The following is a 14,395-nucleotide window of genomic DNA, read 5'->3' as shown; positions in this document are numbered from 1 at the left end:
GCATGACCAAGCTGAAACTCGGGACAATTCCCGACGACAAACCCGTCAAACTGAACATCGAACTGCCCGCCGACATCCATCGCGATCTCGTTGCCTATGCTGACGCTCTGGCTCGTGAAACCGGACAGAAGAATGAACCGGCCAAACTTATCGCGCCCATGTTGGCGCGCTTCATGGCGACGGATCGGGGATTTGCAAAGGCGCGCAAAGACAGCGGCCGTCGCGTCACACCGCGCGTTGATGGCCCATCACGAAGCAGCGGTGCATGACATCTGACGCGCCATGCTCAGCAAACGGCGGAGTGCTGGATTATCGTTCCGCTGAGACCAGACCGCACTATAAGGAATAACTTCGCCGGCCATCGGACGATAAGAAACACCAGGGAGCCGCGCTACTGTCATCGCCTCGCTAACGATCGTGAGCCCGCGTCCCGCCGCCACCAGCGACAGGAGATTGTCCCGACCGATCCGCTGAACCACGATCTCAGGATGACAGCCGAGACAAGCGAACCGCTGCACTAGGTATTTATGAATTTCTTTGCCAGACGTTGCTTCGCCGACAATGAACCGTGCATCGATCAAATCCGACCAGTCGAGCTCGCTATTGGCGGCCAATACGTGATCATCAGGTAGTGCGACAAAGACCCGTTCAGACCACAGAGCTGTAGTCTCACAGTCACGCCACCGTTGTATTCCGGTGATGAACGCCACATCCAAACCAAGCCGTCGTACCGCTGAGACATGTTCAGTCGGATTGCCATCGATGAGGTCGATCATGACGGTAGCATAGTTGCTTCCATAGGTTCGCAGCAAGTTCGCGAGAAATCCCGAAGCAATCGATGAGAAAATACCGACCTTGATCCGACCTACCTCACAACGTCCGACCGCCGAAACATCTCGAACGCCATCCTCGAGTTGCTGAAGGATGATCCGTGTACGTTTCAAAAAGTGCTCGCCAGCAATTGTCAAACAAACTCCGCCGACCTGTCGATGAAAAAGCGAGGCGCCGAGCCTATCCTCAAGATCACGAACTGCGCGGCTTATTGTCGATTCCTGCACCTTCAAGGCAATGCTTGCACGACGAAGACTTCCGTTTTCAACTGCGCCAATGAAGTAACGCAAGTGGCGGATTTCGACACCGCGTAGGGTCTGCAAATCTGAGATATCAGTCATTGTCGTGCTGTTCGCCGCAACGCTTGTCGCGCGCTAGACCTCTAAGTTGTCAAAGCGTGTTAGCAATTGCTTTGCCCTCACGATGAGTGATTTTACGATATCCGCAGCTCCGGGCGTGTCGTGAACAAGTCCTATCGCCTCACCGACGAACGGCGCTGCAATTGTTGCATCTCCCGATTCCTGCGCATGAGCCCAAGATGCGACTTCATGCTCGATCACTGCCTGAAGTTGATCTTCGCGACCATGCCAACGCTGGACGAACTCGTTAGACAGGACGCGCCCTGTGTAGCGCTCTGACCATTCGATTTTGCGCGCGATATCAACGACGCGGGTGCGTAATGTCGCGTCGCCATCAGCGCCAATTGCGGCCGCCATGATTTTCCGATGCGCGAGAGCTTCTGCAGTCGCCCAAAATCGCGTGCCCACGACTACGCCGTCTGCGCCGAGCATCAAGGAGGCAGCCAAACCACGACCGTCCGCTATTCCGCCCGCAGCGCATAACGCAGCCGCGCTACCCGTTCGCGCAATTTCATCCGCAATCTCAGGAACAAGCGCCATAGTACCACGTGTTTCGCCATGTCCGCCGGCTTCAGCCCCTTGCGCGACGATAACATCGGCCCCCACTTCGATTGCACGCTTGGCGTCTCGAAGGGTCTGGACTTGGCATACAAGCGGAACGCCGGCCTTTCTCACCTTTTCTGAAAAGGTCGCTGGATCGCCGAAGGATAGGAAAATGGCCGCTGCGCCGAGCTCAAGCGCTTGATCAAGCAATTCTGGTTGTCTCGCCAGCGCCCATGTGATGAAGCCGCAACCGACGCGACTTCCGTTGGCGATGGCGAACTGCTCATCGATCCACGCCGCATCGCCATAGCCGCCGCCGATCATACCGAGCGCCCCGGCGTCGGACACAGCCTTGGCCAAGGCCCCGCCCGCAGCAAAAGCCATGGGCGCCTGGATCAGGGGATGGACGATATCGAGGCGCTCGGTCAGACGTGTCTTCATCTCGTCTGCTTCCGGAACTCCGGGACTGGCAGGCCACCAATTCCCCAGTTCTCCAGTTCCATCTCATCAATCACTACCACTGTCGTGGCGGGGCTTTTTCCCAGAACCTCGCTCAAGAGGTCCGTTACACCCTTTATGAGCTGCGCTTTCTCCTCGGATGACGGTCCATTGCCATCCGGTCCGCCTTCGCGGGTGACCTTGATATTGACGTACGGCATTGTTCAATCCTTGCGTGAGATGTATGTGAAGACTTTCGTGACGATCCGCCATTCGGTGCCGTCCCGGATAAGGGTCAGAAAATCTAGATAGTCCCGGCCCATCATGCGCATCCGCGCCGTTACGCGGGCCAGCCGGTCGCCTCCAAATGCGATCTCCAGCACGGCTTCGTCGCGCGGCTCGCCCTGCTTTGCAGGTGGCTCGCGTTTGTCGACGCGGGCCATATAGCTATCGAGATCGAGGTAAAGTTCGTCACCTTCGGTCGCGCAGACATATGCGAGATGCGGGTGAAAGACGCGGCGCAGCGCGGTGCTGTCGGCGTGATGCAGCCCTTCAAAATACGACTTCATCAGCCTGGACACCGCTATGTGATCCTCGGACGTCATTGGATCAATCCTTCCGCGCGCATGGCAGCTTGGGCTGCGGGTCGATCGAAGACGCGGGACACAAACGCAGAAAGCCTTGGCCATCTCGCCAGATCGATACCCGTGAAATTCGCCCAGTTCGCAACGACGAAGAGGTAGGCATCAGCGATAGTAAACGACTCTTCCATCTGATGCTTCTCGCCATCCGCGAGCGAAGCTTCGACATGATCGAATTTCTTCGCCACGGCCTCTCGCGCCGCAGACTTTTCCGGTTCGGTCGAATCATCACGAAATAAAGGTCCGAATGCCTTGTGCAGTTCGGAGGAAACGAAGGTAAGTTGTTCGAGCATACGTGCGCGCGCGAATGTTCCGATCTTCGGCGCGAGCTCGGCGGTTGTCGCGCCATCAGCCAGGTACTGCAATATCGCTGGCCCCTCTGTGAGGACTTGACCGTCATCAAGTTGTAGCGCTGGCACATAACCCTTGGGATTAATCTTCCGATAGTCGTTCCCGTTGGCTGTTTGTCCGCTCACGGTGTCAACGAGCTCGATTTCGAACGAACGTCCGATCTCATGCAAAATGAGGTGACTCGCCAGCGAGCAGGCACCAGGCTTGTAGAACAGTTTCATGGTGTATCGATCTCCTATGGTGTTCGATACGAGGGTAGATGACGGTTTCGGTTTCCATTGACAACATGATAACCAATGGTTACCTCAATAATTGACTTACTCAACGGAAACTTGGTAACCGCCATGGCTCTCAAGATGAGGCGCAATCGAAGCCCCGAACCGCCGGAGCCCTGCATGCTGACGGAATGCATGGCGGTGATCGCGGGGGCTTGGGCGCCGAATGTGATCTGGTCGCTGCGCGCCGGCCCCCGGCGTTTCAGTGAGCTTCGGGCCGATATCCCGCCCATTTCGGCCAAAGTGCTTTCGGCTCGCTTGTCGGAACTGGAAGAAAGGGGCGTGCTCATTCGTCACGTGAGGCGGACCTCGCCACCATCGACGGAGTATGAGCTAACGCCCTTGGGTCTTGAGTTGATCCCGGCACTCGACGCAATTGTTCAAGTGGGACACCGACTGAAAGCCCTTCAGTCTTCCAGTTATGGGTAGGTGCCCGCGCTTTGAGCCTGCGCAAGTCTTTCAGGAACCCCCGATTCGACGTCGAACTTGGCCAAGGCAAATTTAGCGTCCGATCCCAAAAGTACATAAGCTTCCAAGTAAGTGCGTTGGCGGACAAACAATGTCTGGCGTCAGTGCCCTGCAGGGAGCATTAGCGATTTGAGTAATGGAGGAATTTAGTTCATCGGAGCAGTTATCGAGCGAAGGTGAACGCTTCGCCCAGCACGAAGCTTAGTGAGCGCAATGCGTCGTCCGAAAGCTGCGTCGCTCGGACGTGGGAGATTCAACGCTATGAAACATATGGAGAAAATGGCGCACCCACCAGGATTCGAACCTGGGGCCTTCGCCTTCGGAGGGCGACGCTCTATCCAGCTGAGCTATGGGTGCTTACCGTGTCGCAACTGCTTACGCAGTGCTTACGTGAATTTTTCGCGAGTTGAAAGATCAGAACGAGAGTCTCGCAAATCCTTGTTCCTATAGGCCTTTTTCGTCTCCTCTTTTTCACCTACCCTGTTGACATCTGCCTTCGGAGGGCAGCGCTCTATCCAGCTGAGCTACGGGTGCATCGCGCGATGCGGATGGCGCGCTTAGCAAAGCGAACGGATGTGCGCCAACGGAAAATCCTCGCCGCGCATCATCTTGCCACGCGTTAGCGGATTGGCAAGGGACGGTCGCTAGCCTTGTGCAGTCATGAGCGATCTCGCCCCCGATCATTTTCCCGGCCATCCGCCCGTCCGCGCGCCCGGCAGCGACAGCGACGGGTTCGAGCGGGGCAATGCGACCCTGATCGAGCAATGGGCGGCGGTGGAAGATGCCGCCCGGGTGGTCGCGCTGCTCGCGGGGCAGCCCGCGCCCGAGTTCGACGCCCCCGCCCAGGCACTGATCGCCCGCCTCACCAGAGCCGACGCTGGCCGCATGCAAGCCTCCATCCTGGCGCTCGACGAACTGGTGGCGACGATGCGCTTCGGGCTCGACGCGCTGCTCGCCGCGCACGGGACGAGCGCCGATCCGCGCCCCGCGGCACATTGCCTGTGGCGCGAATACCAGCGCGGCCGCGCGGCGACCCTGCGCGAAGCGGCGCTGGCAACGCGCGGCTGACCACGCTGCGCTTGACAGCGGTGTTCACCTCCTGTTCTTGGGGTGCATGGCCGAATCGTCTTTCCTGCTCGACCCTTCCACCAGCCCGGCGCCCGCAGCGGCGCAGCATCCGTGCGATGCCAGCGGCGCGGCGCGCGGGATCATGCGGCTGTTTGCGCGCAACGATATCTGGTGCACCACCGAGATGCCGCTGCGCGGGGGCCGCCGCGCGGATCTGATGGGGATCGATGCCAAGGGCCACGTGATCATCGTCGAGATCAAGGTGTCGCGCGCCGACCTGACGGGCGATGCCAAGTGGACCGATTATCTGGATCATTGCGACAAGTTCTATTGGGGCATCGGTACGCATCTCGACCGGGCAATCCTCGAAGGAGAAGCCTTCCTGCCCGAACGGTGCGGGCTGATCGTCGCCGATGGCTACGATGCGGAGATCATCCGCCCGGCGGCGCGCCATCCTCTGGCTCCGGCGCGGCGCAAGGTCGAGGTGGAGCGGCTCGCCCGCACCGCGATGCGCCGCACGACCGTCGCCTGCGATCCCGATTGCGCGCCCTGGGGCGGCGAGAAATAGCGGAGCAGCGAGGTAAAATGGCTGCATGCCGGGGCATCGCACAAGCCCCTCGCCTAATCTTCGCGCGCGCGGCATAAGGCGCGCCATCATGCTGATTGCCCTGATCCTTTCCACCATGGCGATGGTCGCCATCGTGGCGCTGCGCTATCTCGCGATCAGCGGGGCCTTCGCCGCGCTGACGACGCGGGTGCGGCCCGGCCATCACAAGGGGCTCAGCGGGCAGATCCGGCGCGAGATCGGCTGGTCGCTGGTGTCCGCCGCGATCTACGGCATTCCCGCAGGAGTTGTCGCCTGGGGCTGGAACAGCCTGGGCTGGACCCGGATCTACGCCGACTGGAATGCCTACCCGCTATGGTATCTGCCGCTATCGGTGTTCCTGTATCTTTTCGCGCACGACACCTGGTTCTACTGGACGCATCGCTGGATGCACGAGCCGCGCGTGTTCCGCGTGGCACACGCGGTCCATCACGCCAGCCGCCCGCCGACCGCATGGGCTGCAATGAGCTTTCATCCGATAGAAGCACTCACAGGTGCGGTGGTTATCCCGCTGCTCGTCTTCCTCGTGCCGATTCACATCGCTATGCTGGGGGTGGTGCTGACCGTGATGACCGTCATGGGGGTGACGAATCATATGGGGTGGGAGATGTTTCCGCGATGGCTGGTCCGGTCGCCTGTGGGCGGATGGATCATCACCGCGAGCCATCACCAGCTCCACCACGAACGCTACCAATGCAATTACGGACTCTATTTCCGGTTCTGGGATCGTTTATGCAAAACCGATCGAGGTCTCTCGAAAAGCTTTCAACCCTGACGCTCGCCACCGCGGCGATGCTCACGCTCGGCAATGCGCCGGGGGTGCGGCAGGATGTGGTGGTCACCGTGGTCGACCTGCGTTCGACGCAGGGCACCGTGCTCGCCTGTCTGACCGACAGATCGGGCACCTTCCCCGATTGCGCCAACGACGAGACCTCGCAAAAGCGGGTCGTGCGGGCCAATGCGCGGGTTACCATCGTATTCAACGACGTTCAGCCGGGCGAATATGCGATCTCGCTGCTGCATGACGAGAACGGCAACGGCAAGGCGGACAAGACGCTGTTCATCCCAAAGGAGGGGTTCGGCTTCTCGCGCGATGCCAAGGTCCGCTTCGGCCCGCCGCAATTCTCCGCCGCAGCCTTTACCGTGGGCGCGGATTCGCCGGTCTATCAGACGATCCGGATGCGCTATCTCAGCCGCTAGAGCCATACCCGCCGACGGCGCGCCTTCCCGGGGCGAAGCATAACCTTAAATTTACCACGGTGCTGCACAACGGACCCGAAGTTTAAAAAGGGTCTGTTTTGGTGATGGATAGCTTGCGCGGAAATCCTGGCGTGTTCGACGAACTGCAGGACGACACGTCGTGGGAGGAGAACGACACCGACGGCGAGCTGTCGGTGGACGAGACGCCGCCCTCCCTCGTCGGCCAGGACGAGCGCCGGATGCAGGTGCGCGCCTATAACTACTGGGCGGGACTGCTGGGCGACCGGACTTTCCCCAGCGTGGAGGATATCGAATCCGACCGGCTGCCCGATTTCAGCGAAAACAGCGTGCTTCTGGATTTCACCAGCGGCACGGAAGACCCCGCGATCGTGTTCCTGGGCGACAAGCTGGCCGGCGAATGCCATTGCGATCACCCGATCCGGACGCTGGCCGACGTGCCCAGCCGATCGCTTCTGAGCCGGATTACCGACCACTATCTGCAGATCCTCGCCAATGAGGCACCGATCGGGTTCGAGGCGGAATTCGTCAACGATACCGGCGCGACCGTGCTCTATCGCGGGATCCTGCTGCCCTTCTCGTCCGACGACGAGACGATCGACTTCATCTATGGCGTGATCAACTGGAAGGAAGTCGCCGACCAGCTGACCACCGATGCGCTGCTGCTCCAGATCGATCAGGCGCTCGACAGCGGGGCGCGCCCGCAGAGCGAAGATGACGACGAACTGCCTGCCCCCGAGCGGCGGGTTACCGCGGTCCCGTCGATTACGCGCTGGGCGGATGGCCCCGGCTCTTCCGCCGATCAGTCCCATGGTGAGGAAACCGCACGCGAAGCCGCGCGACCGGTGCCCAACCCCGTCCCCAGCCCCACGTTCGCCCGGCTCGACGCGCATGTCGGCGGCGGCCCGCTCTCGCCGCCGATGCCGGGCGCGACCGGAAACGATGAATCACGGGGGTCCGCAAACGCGACCGGCCTCCACGCCTGCCTCGCCGAGGCACGCGCGCTGGTCGAAGCCGCCGGGCATGCCGATGCACGCAGCCGCGTGGCGCTCTACGCTGCGGTGTCGCGTGCGCATGATGTCGCCCTCGCCGCACAGGCGGAGCCCGACGCCTTTGCCGCGCTGCTGCACGAGCATGCAATCGAGGCTGCGCCGCGCGCGCCGATGACCCCTGTGGTCAAGCTCGTCTTCGGGACGGACTACGACAAGTCGCGCATCGCCGAATATGCCGCAGTGCTCGCCTTCGCCCAGCGCGAGGGGATCGCCCATGGCGCCCTCGCCGCTTTCCTCGACGCGGCGGACGGCGGCCTGAAAGGCGTGGTTGCGCGCGAGCGGACCTTCCGCCGCGAAGCCGCGGGCAAGCCCGCCGCCAGCGGCGCAAAGGCACGCGTGCGCCGCAAGCTGGCCACCCTGCCCGCCCAGCCGATCGACGCGATCCCAGTGGAGGGCGCGGAGTTCTCCGTCTGCGTGATCCGCCGCGATGCCGACGGGGCGATCGCCTTCCTCGGCGAAGTCGCCGATGACGAGCGTCTGCTTGCCCGCGCAGCGAAACATCTGGCCCACGCCACGCGATAACCCCCGTTTCTGCCGCATCTTGCGGCATTGAGGGGTTCACTCCGCGCCAGAGGCCCGCTAGCGCGCCTTGGATGGGGATTTTCACTCGCCGACCGGTCCGCGTGCAACCCTTCTTCGGGTATCGCAACCGCGAGCGGCTGGTGCTCGTGGGGCGGACCCAGCGCTCGCGCCCGCCAGAGTTCGAACAGGCCGGGCGCTGGCGCACGTTTCGCGTGATGATGTCGCAGTTCTTCGCCTCGGAAGTGCGCAATGTCGGCGTGACCTTGTGCCTGACCCGTTCCGACGGGGAGGATTTCAGCTACACGACCAGCTCCGACGACGACGGCTATTTCCGCTTCGAGATCGATCTGGAAGGCGACTGGCCCTATCCCGCGCAGACCGCCTGGGAGGTCGTCCGGCTGGGATGGGACAACCGCGACGGGCACCAGAGCGTCACCGGCCATGTGCTGGTGCCGGGAGCAGACGCGCAGATCGGCGTGATCTCAGACATCGACGACACGATCATCGAAACCGGGATCACCGGCGGGTGGCACAATGTCGTGCGCAACTGGAAGCGGATCTTCGCGCAGATGCCGCACGAGCGGATTCTGGTGGAAGGCGCAGACTCCTTCTACGGCGCGATCGGCGGCGGGCTGACGGTGAGCGAGTCCGAGCCGCCGACCGGTGCCGTCATTCCCACAACGCACCGGCCGTTCTTCTACATCTCGTCCTCGCCGTGGAACCTGTTTTCCTACCTCGTCGCGTTCCAGCGCTCGCGCGAATTGCCGCTGGGCGCACTGTTCCTGCGCAACTGGGGCTTCAACCGCGCGACCATCGGCAAGAAGAGCCACGGCGCGCACAAGCATCAGGCGATTGGCGAGATCCTCGCGCATTTCTCGCACCTGCGCTTCGCCTTCATCGGCGACGACACCCAGGGCGACCTGCCCGCCTTCGCCGAAGCGGTCGCGCGCGAGCCCGATCGGATCGCGGCGGTGTTCATCCGCACTACCGAAAAGGCGCTGTCGGAAAAGGAACTTGACGCGAAACGGGTCATCGAGAGCTTTGGGGTGCCCCTGTGGCTGGGGAACAGCTATGCCATCGGTCGGGATTTCCTGAGAGCAGCAGGGGTGGCACCGCATGGGGAAACATCGCGCATCGTGGAAACGGTGGGTCCGCGAAATGGAGAAGAAGCCTAAGGAACCGGGCGGCTGCTGCCTGGTCCAGATGATCTTCGTCCTCGCGCTGACGATCCTCGCATACAACCTGTACCACGGGATCTGGCCCGATCTGCGCCACCACCTGCTCGACAAGGCGGATCTCGCCTTCACCTTCCGCAACGATGTCGAGGTGCGCGGGCCGATCGCCTACGGGCGGCACGAGGATCAGGTTCTCACCATTACCCGCAGCGAGGCGGCGCGCAGCGAGGCGGCGCGCAGCGAGGCGGCGCTGCCCGTGCTGGTGTTCTTCCACGGTGGTAGCTGGGCGAATGGCAGCCCCGAGGCTTACGGCTTCATCGGTCGCAACTTCGCCCCGCGCGGCTTCGTGGTGGTCAATGCCGGTTACCGGCTGGTCCCCGAAGGGCGCTATCCGGCGATGCTCGCGGACAGCGCGGCGGCGGTGAAGTGGACCGTGCAGAACATCGCCAGATATGGCGGCGATCCCGACCAGATCTATCTGATGGGCCATTCCGCCGGGGCCTATAACGCGGTGATGCTGGGGCTGGACCGGCGCTGGACCCGCCGCCTGGGCCTGCCCGAAGACACGATCGACGGCGTGATCGGGCTGGCCGGGCCGTACGACTTCCTGCCGCTGGAGGGAGAGGGGATGAAAAACGCGTTCGGCGAAGCAAAGCCGCTCGCCGCGACCCAGCCGATCCGCTTCGCGCGCAAGGATGCGCCGCCCATGCTGCTGATCACCGGCGCGGACGACGAGCAGGTGAGCCCCGACAATGTGCGCAAGCTCTACGATGCGCTCGCCGCGAAGGGCGCGCCCGTCCGGCGCGTGGTGCTGGAGGACATCGGCCACATTACGCTGGTGATGGGCCTCGCCAAGCCGTTTGATCAAGACCGGCGGGTGAAGGACGAGGTCTCCGGGTTCCTGCGCGAGCAGATCCGCGATGCCGCACGCGAACGCGTCCGTTCGGAGCGCCGCGCACGCGAGATGGCGGCGACCCGCGATGCCGACAGCCCGCCTGCTCGCGAAGTCCGCGACCCGGCTCCTCCCGCAGCGCAAGCTTCAGGAGACATTCAGCCCGCCGGGGGCTAGCATGCCGGCATGATGGCGCACCTCCCCCGCATCACGATGCCCGCCCTTGCGCTGCGGCGCGTTGTGGCCCGATTCGTCGCGCTGCTGCTCGCTTTCTCGCTGACCGCCCAGCCCGCGATGGCGCAGAGCATCCTGCGCGATGCGGAGACCGAGGCGCTGCTGCGCGATCTGGCCGATCCGCTGGTCGAGGCGGCGGGGCTGCGGCCCGGCAATGTCGACGTGGTGCTGGTCAACGACCCGTCGATCAACGCCTTCGTTGCAGGCGGGCAGGTGGTCTATCTCCACTCCGGCCTGATCAACGCGGCGGACAGCGCCAACGAGGTTCAGGGGGTGATCGCGCACGAGCTCGGCCACATCACCGGCGGCCACGTGATCAACACCGACGGGGCGAGTGCGGCGCAGACCATCTCCATCCTCTCGCTGCTGATCGGGGTCGCGATGGCGGCAGCGGGCGGCGGCGATGCGGCGATGGGCGCAATCATGGCAGGCCAGCGTGCGGCGATGGGCAAGTACCTGGCCTTCAATCGCACGCAGGAATCCTCTGCCGATGCCGCCGGGGCGCAGTTCCTTTCCGACGCCGGGATTACGGGCAAGGGCTCGCTCGAATTCTTCGGCAAGCTGCTCAACCAGGAATACCGCTACAGCCGCAGCCAGAGCGAAGAGGCAGGGTTCAACCGCACCCACCCGCTCTCGGGCGATCGTATCGCACGCCTGCGCGAAGTGTACGAGAAAGACCCTGCGTGGAACACGCCGCCCGATCCGCAGCTGCAGGCCCGCTTCGAACGCGTGCGTGCCAAGCTTTACGGTTATCTCGCCGAACCCGCCCGTACGCTCAAAGCCTATCCGGTGACGCGGACCGATATCCCCGCGCGCTACGCCCGTGCCTATGCCTATCACAAGGATGCACGGATCGATCAGGCGCTCGCCGAAACCGACGCGCTGATCGCCAGCGATCCCGACAACCCCTATTTCCTCGAACTGCGCGGCCAGGTGCTGCTCGAATCCGGACGGCCCGACGAGGCGCTGCCCGCGCTGCGCCGCGCGACCGAGCTGACGCAGAACGAACCGCTGATCGCATCGCTGTTCGGCCATGCGCTGATCGCGACCGAGGATCGCAGCCACTACGACGAGGCGGAAAGCGTGCTGCGCGCCGCGGTTGCCAAGGACCGCCGCAATCCCTTCGCGTGGTATCAGCTGGGCATGGTCTACGCCGCGAAGGGCGACATGCCGCGCGCGCATCTCGCCAGCGCGGAACAGCAGGTGATGCAGCGCCAGTATATCGAGGCGCTGCGCAGCGCCCAGCTCGCCGAATCCGCCCTGCCCGAAGGCTCGGCAGACTGGCTGCGCGCGCAGGATGTGCGGATGCAGGCGCAGGCCGCACTCGAAGCCGCGCGCGAAGACAGCTAGAGGCCCTTTCCCATGAAGAACGAAATCCTGCGCCTGGTCGGGGTGCTCGCACTCGCACTCCTCGGCGGCTTTCTCGGCGCGTGGCTGTTCGCAGCGACCGGCCTCGGCGACCGGCGGACAGAGGCCTACCTGCTCGACAATCCCGAAATCCTCCCCCGCATGGCGGAGGAACTGCAGACGCGCGAAACCGAACGGCGGCTGGCACAGGCGGGCGACGAATGGCGCGAGCCGTTCCCCGGCGCGGTCCTCGGCAATCCGAAGGGCAGCCGCACCCTGTTCGAGTTCTCGGACTATAATTGCGGCTATTGCCGGATGAGCCTGCAGCACGTGCAAGAACTGATCGCGCGCGATCCCGAACTGCGCGTGGTGATCAAGGAATGGCCGATCTTCGAAGGCAGCGACGTCGCCGCGCGGATGGCGCTCGCCGCTGCCAAGCAGGGCAAGTACGCCGCGTTCCACGATGCGCTCTACAAGAAGGAGGTGGCCGACAGCCAGACGGTTGACCAGGTCGGCAAGGCGATCGGCCTCGACATGGAGCGTGCGCGCAGGGATGCGCAGGGGCAGGATGTGACGATGGAACTGATGCGCACTGCCGCGCTGGCGCAGGATCTCGGCTTTACCGGCACGCCCGCGTGGATCACCGGCAACCGGATTTTGCAGGGCGCGCAGGGCACCGAGCGCCTGGCCCAAGCGATCGAGGACAGCGCCGAAACGCCATGATCCGCCCAGTTTCCATCGCGGCGTCGATCACCCTGTCGCTCGCGGCGGGGCTTGGCGCGCTGCCCGTGCAGGCGCAGACGCCAGAGGCTCCTCCGGCTGCGGTCGACGCGCCGCGCGCAGCGCTGCCGCCGGAGATCGCCGAACTGCGCCGGCAGGACGAGCGCGTCCTGCAGCTCGGCTACCGCCTCGTCACCGGCAATGCGCGGTTCTGCGCGGACAGGACCCACACCGCCGGGCTGCTGCTGCACGACATGGGCGCCTATGGCGAGGGCGAGGCCCTGCGCGGTCTGCTCGGCCTGACCGGCGATATTGGAGTGCAGGCGCTGGTGCCGGATGGCCCCGCCGCACGCGCCGGGCTGCAGGTGGACGATACCGTGCTCGCTGTGGGCGACCTGGTGATTGCCGATATCCCGACCGAGAAGTCGAAGTCGTGGGAGCGGATTGAGACGATCCGCGCGAAGACCGAAAGCCTGCTCGCGCAGACCGGCACCCTGCCGATCACCGTTCGGCGCGCGGACAAGCCGGTCACGCTGACCATCACCGGCGAACCCGCCTGCCGCAGCCGGTTCGAGATCGGCGAAGGCGGCCGCGCCGTGGCCGACGGGCACCGGGTGGTGATCGGCCCTGAATTTGCCGGGATCGACTATCCCGATCCGTTGCTCGCCGCGGTGCTGGGGCACGAGTTCGCGCACAACATCCTGCGCCATCGCGAGTGGTTCGACGCCAATGGCGGGCGCAAGCAGGGCACCGTGCGCCTGACCGAGCGTGAGGCGGACCGGCTGATGCCCTGGCTGCTCGCCAATGCAGGCTTCGATCCGCTCGCGGGGGCGCATTTCTTCGAACGCTGGGGCCCGCGCCACGGCGGCTGGATCTTCCGCGCCCGCAGCCATGACGGATGGGACGAGCGGGCCGAGTTCATCCTCGCCGAAATCCCGCTGATCGAAGCGCAGCTGGCGCAGGGCGACGGGGCCGACTGGGCGACCGGTTTCCGGCGCGAAGAGCTGCCGGGCAAGGATCTCGCCGGGCGCTAGGCAGCGGCCTCTTCGTTATCGAGCGCCTTGGCGTAGGGCGAGGACAGGGGCCGCGCCATCACCCGGCGGACCATCGGCTCGAAGAACTCCAGCGGCTCGCTCTCGTAATCCGGGTCGAACGCGGCCTGGTCGTATTTCTCGCAGAATTCTTTGCACGCTTCGTAGTGCGGATGATCGCGGAACTGTTCGCGCGCGTTCTGGTCCATGCCGAGGAAGTGGAAATAGTAATAGCCCTGGAAGGCGCCGTGGTTCTGGCAGATCCAGTGCACTTCCTCGCTGACGAAGGGCTTGATGATCGAGGCAGCGACTTCGGGATGGTTGTAGCTGCCCAGCGTGTCGCCGATATCGTGCAGCAATGCCATCACCACGTAGCGCTCGTCGCGCCCGTCGCGGTGGGCGCGGGTGGCGGTTTGCAGCGAATGCTCCAGCCGGCACACCGGAAAGCCGCCGAAATCGCCGTCTAGCAGCTTGAGATGGTCGAGCACGCGGTCAGGCAGGCCCTTGGCGAAGGCCATGTATTCGCCGCTGATGATCGCCCAGTCCTGGGCGGTGCCTTCCTTCATCTCGCGGAATTTGGCGCGCTCTGCGGCCGAATGCAGCGTGTCTGCTGGTTGCATTGGTCC

Annotated in this window: 17 protein-coding genes and 1 tRNA gene; 11 read left to right on the top strand and 7 right to left on the bottom strand. The window is 63.8% G+C overall.

Annotated elements, in window-relative coordinates; all coding sequences use genetic code 11:
• Positions 1–2 precede the first annotated feature (2 nt).
• Positions 3–269, top strand: a complete 267-nt coding sequence (locus tag VO57_003500; GenBank protein XBL70420.1) for a DUF2274 domain-containing protein — start codon at positions 3–5, stop codon at positions 267–269.
• Here the strand turns inward: VO57_003500 and VO57_003495 are convergent.
• The 6 genes from VO57_003495 to VO57_003470 all read right to left on the bottom strand — a co-directional run bounded on the left by VO57_003495 (position 249) and on the right by VO57_003470 (position 4,263).
• Positions 249–1,172, bottom strand: a complete 924-nt coding sequence (locus VO57_003495) for a LysR family transcriptional regulator (protein ID XBL70419.1) — start codon at positions 1,170–1,172, stop codon at positions 249–251. The genes VO57_003500 and VO57_003495 overlap by 21 nt on opposite strands.
• 33 nt (positions 1,173–1,205) lie before the next feature.
• A complete protein-coding gene (locus VO57_003490) occupies positions 1,206–2,174 on the bottom strand; it encodes a nitronate monooxygenase (GenBank protein ID XBL70418.1) in 969 nt (322 codons plus the stop codon).
• Positions 2,171–2,392, bottom strand: a complete 222-nt coding sequence (locus tag VO57_003485; GenBank protein XBL70417.1) for a 4-oxalocrotonate tautomerase family protein — start codon at positions 2,390–2,392, stop codon at positions 2,171–2,173. The genes VO57_003490 and VO57_003485 overlap by 4 nt, the downstream gene beginning before the upstream one ends.
• 3 nt (positions 2,393–2,395) lie before the next feature.
• Complete coding sequence (locus VO57_003480) at positions 2,396–2,776, bottom strand: nuclear transport factor 2 family protein (GenBank protein ID XBL70416.1); 381 nt, start codon at positions 2,774–2,776, stop codon at positions 2,396–2,398.
• Positions 2,773–3,384 (bottom strand): glutathione transferase GstA, encoded by a 612-nt coding sequence (gene gstA, locus VO57_003475; GenBank protein ID XBL70415.1) that lies wholly within the window; start codon positions 3,382–3,384, stop codon positions 2,773–2,775. The genes VO57_003480 and gstA overlap by 4 nt, the downstream gene beginning before the upstream one ends.
• An 802-nt stretch (positions 3,385–4,186) precedes the next feature.
• A tRNA-Arg gene (locus VO57_003470) sits at positions 4,187–4,263 on the bottom strand.
• A 303-nt stretch (positions 4,264–4,566) separates the two neighbouring features.
• Between VO57_003470 and VO57_003465 the strand changes: the two genes are divergently transcribed.
• The 10 genes from VO57_003465 (at position 4,567) to VO57_003420 (ending at position 13,772) form a co-directional block, all read left to right on the top strand.
• Positions 4,567–4,974, top strand: coding sequence for a hypothetical protein (locus VO57_003465; GenBank protein ID XBL70414.1), 408 nt, complete (start codon positions 4,567–4,569; stop codon positions 4,972–4,974).
• A 46-nt stretch (positions 4,975–5,020) separates the two neighbouring features.
• The gene (locus VO57_003460; GenBank protein XBL70413.1) at positions 5,021–5,542 is read left to right on the top strand and encodes an MmcB family DNA repair protein; all 522 of its coding nucleotides are present in this window, start codon (positions 5,021–5,023) and stop codon (positions 5,540–5,542) included.
• 88 nt (positions 5,543–5,630) lie between these two features.
• Positions 5,631–6,353, top strand: coding sequence for a sterol desaturase family protein (locus VO57_003455; GenBank protein XBL70412.1), 723 nt, complete (start codon positions 5,631–5,633; stop codon positions 6,351–6,353).
• Positions 6,354–6,370: 17 nt separating this feature from the next.
• On the top strand, positions 6,371–6,778 hold the full coding sequence (locus VO57_003450; protein ID XBL70411.1) for a DUF2141 domain-containing protein: 408 nt from the start codon (positions 6,371–6,373) through the stop codon (positions 6,776–6,778).
• A gap of 131 nt (positions 6,779–6,909) precedes the next feature.
• Positions 6,910–8,370 carry a hypothetical protein gene (locus tag VO57_003445; GenBank protein XBL70410.1) on the top strand — a complete coding sequence of 487 codons (1,461 nt, stop codon included), beginning with the start codon at positions 6,910–6,912 and terminating at the stop codon, positions 8,368–8,370.
• Positions 8,371–8,471: 101 nt separating this feature from the next.
• Positions 8,472–9,545 (top strand): phosphatase domain-containing protein, encoded by a 1,074-nt coding sequence (locus VO57_003440; GenBank protein ID XBL70409.1) that lies wholly within the window; start codon positions 8,472–8,474, stop codon positions 9,543–9,545.
• Positions 9,529–10,614 carry an alpha/beta hydrolase gene (locus tag VO57_003435; GenBank protein ID XBL70408.1) on the top strand — a complete coding sequence of 362 codons (1,086 nt, stop codon included), beginning with the start codon at positions 9,529–9,531 and terminating at the stop codon, positions 10,612–10,614. Before VO57_003440 ends, VO57_003435 begins: the two co-directional genes overlap by 17 nt.
• 36 nt (positions 10,615–10,650) lie before the next feature.
• Positions 10,651–12,021, top strand: coding sequence for a M48 family metalloprotease (locus VO57_003430; protein ID XBL70407.1), 1,371 nt, complete (start codon positions 10,651–10,653; stop codon positions 12,019–12,021).
• Positions 12,022–12,033: 12 nt separating this feature from the next.
• Positions 12,034–12,741, top strand: coding sequence for a DsbA family protein (locus VO57_003425; GenBank protein XBL70406.1), 708 nt, complete (start codon positions 12,034–12,036; stop codon positions 12,739–12,741).
• The gene (locus tag VO57_003420; GenBank protein XBL70405.1) at positions 12,738–13,772 is read left to right on the top strand and encodes a hypothetical protein; all 1,035 of its coding nucleotides are present in this window, start codon (positions 12,738–12,740) and stop codon (positions 13,770–13,772) included. Before VO57_003425 ends, VO57_003420 begins: the two co-directional genes overlap by 4 nt.
• Here VO57_003420 and VO57_003415 read toward each other — a convergent pair.
• Complete coding sequence (locus tag VO57_003415) at positions 13,769–14,389, bottom strand: HD domain-containing protein (GenBank protein XBL70404.1); 621 nt, start codon at positions 14,387–14,389, stop codon at positions 13,769–13,771. The genes VO57_003420 and VO57_003415 overlap by 4 nt on opposite strands.
• Positions 14,390–14,395: the final 6 nt, after the last annotated feature.

The organism is Citromicrobium bathyomarinum (assembly GCA_001306305.2).
Classification (GTDB): domain Bacteria; phylum Pseudomonadota; class Alphaproteobacteria; order Sphingomonadales; family Sphingomonadaceae; genus Alteriqipengyuania; species Alteriqipengyuania bathyomarina.
Note: the sequence above shows the minus strand (reverse complement) of the source record. Positions and strands in the feature narration are given on the sequence as shown.